This is a genomic window from Hydrogenivirga sp. 128-5-R1-1, from assembly GCF_000171895.1.
In genome coordinates this window covers 1-1,948 of record NZ_ABHJ01000197.1, presented here as the reverse complement: position 1 = coordinate 1,948, position 1,948 = coordinate 1, and the positions used below count along the sequence as shown (strand labels likewise).

The following is a 1,948-nucleotide window of genomic DNA, read 5'->3' as shown; positions in this document are numbered from 1 at the left end:
TAATTTCCTTAAAGAAGTTTTTATAAAAAAATCCTTTTTTATAAAGATAGTAAGAAGGGGCAATTGAACCAGAATTTGATTTAGGGTCAGAAAAGGCAAATCTTTTACCCTCAAGGTCAAGAAAACTTTTAGCATTTGAATTTTTAGGAACAATTATATAAGAGTAATACTGCGGTTTTCCTCTAAAATAAGGAACAGCCAAAAGTTTTATATTTACATTATCCTTTTTTAAAAAAACATAAGTTGCTCCGCAAATATATGCAATGTCAACGCTTTTATTCTCTATAAAATACTGCATTTCATCGTAAGTTTTAGTAATTTTTAGCTTTATTTTATATCCAGTTTTCTTTTCTAAATATTTAGCCCACTGGCTAATTGTGTAATAATCATCTTTTACTGTTACATTTGTTATACCGAAGATTATTGTTTTGGCATTTGAAATACCTGTGAAGACTACAGCCAAAAATATAAACATAAAAAATTTTTTAACCATAATTTTAAACTATATCAAAAATAGAAAATATGCAAGTTATAAAAATTATAATAATCAAATTTTGACCACTTACTAATCAAAATTTTCCCATTATTTTTCGTTTTAAAAATTTCAAATCTTTTGAAAGCTTGTAAATAAATAGATTTATTTATTGGCATAGTTTTTGAATATAGAAAATCAGAGACTAAATTTGGGAGGTAATTTTTATGAAAAGAAGGGATTTTTTAAAAACTTCGGCTGGGTTTTTAGCAGCGTTGGCAGTTGCTCCGGCAAGTTTTGGAGCAGGCAGAACAAAACTTGAAGGAACAACTTACTTTAAATACCCTGCTAAAAAGATAGGTTCTTTTGATGAGATTAGAAGAAAAGGAACTCTGTCTTTCAGCTATCCAGATAACGACTCACCTTGCCTTGCTATTTTTGTCCCAGAAGCTGGTGTTGTGGCATTTAGTACACTCTGTACCCATAAAGGATGTCCTGTAATTTACAATGAGCAAGAAAGGGTTTTTGAATGTCCATGTCATTACTCAAGATTTGATGTTGATAAAGAAGGTCAAGAAGTTTTAGGACAGGCTACAACAAAACTGCCAAGAATAGAACTTGAAGTAAGAGGAAATGACGTTTATGCCGTAGGTGTTGATGGGCTAATTTGGGGAAGAGTATCAAATGTTTAAAAATAAAAATTTTGGAGGTAAATAAAAGATGACGGTAAAAGTAAACGATAGAATTCCATTACCACCCAAAGATGCAACTGTAAAAAATGTAACATGTGAATTTTGTATTGTTGGGTGTGGATATAAAGCTTATAAATGGCCCGTAGGAAAAGAAGGGGGTGCAAGACCTAATCAAAATGCTCTTGGTGTTGATTTTACAAGACCAGTTCCCGCAAATGGGACATGGGCATCTCCAAATATGGTTAATGTTGTAGAAGAAAACGGTAGAAAATACAATGTAATGGTTGTTCCTGACCACAATTGTGTAGTTAACAGTGGTCTTAACTCTGTTCGCGGTGGTTTAATGGCTTCAACTTTATTTAATGCAAACAGCGATACAGCAGACAGATTAAAAGAACCATTGATTTACAGAGGAAGAAAACTATATGAAACCACATGGGAAGAGGCAACAGGACTACTTGCTAAAGTAATAGCAAAAGTACTGCAAAATGACTCACCTAACGATATAGCAATGATAACCTTTGACCACGGTGGTGGTGGAGGAGGTTTTGAAAATACATGGGGTACTGGAAAACTATTTTTTAAAGCTATAGGAACAATTTCTTGTAGAATTCACAACAGACCAGCTTACAACTCTGAAGTTCACGCAACAAGAGAAATGGGAATAGGTGAGCTTAACAGCTCGTACTATGACTGTGAGCTTGCAGATACTATACTCATGATAGGAACAAACCCTGTAGAATGTCAGACAAACTTTTTCTTTAACCATATGGTCAAAAATTTA

Annotated in this window: 3 protein-coding genes; 2 read left to right on the top strand and 1 reads right to left on the bottom strand. The window is 33.0% G+C overall.

The genetic code is table 11. The annotated features are described in order from the left end of the window. On the bottom strand, nucleotides 1–493 hold a 493-nt coding region (locus tag HG1285_RS17820; RefSeq protein ID WP_008288878.1), incomplete at its 3' end, for a PhnD/SsuA/transferrin family substrate-binding protein. A gap of 206 nt (nucleotides 494–699) precedes the next feature. On the opposite strand from HG1285_RS17820, the gene HG1285_RS03400 reads away from it, so the two are divergent. Continuing rightward, a complete protein-coding gene (locus HG1285_RS03400; protein WP_008288877.1) occupies nucleotides 700–1,164 on the top strand; it encodes an arsenate reductase (azurin) small subunit in 465 nt (154 codons plus the stop codon). Between the two features lie 28 nt (nucleotides 1,165–1,192). Further along, on the top strand, nucleotides 1,193–1,948 hold a 756-nt coding region (locus HG1285_RS03405; RefSeq protein WP_008288876.1), incomplete at its 3' end, for an arsenate reductase (azurin) large subunit.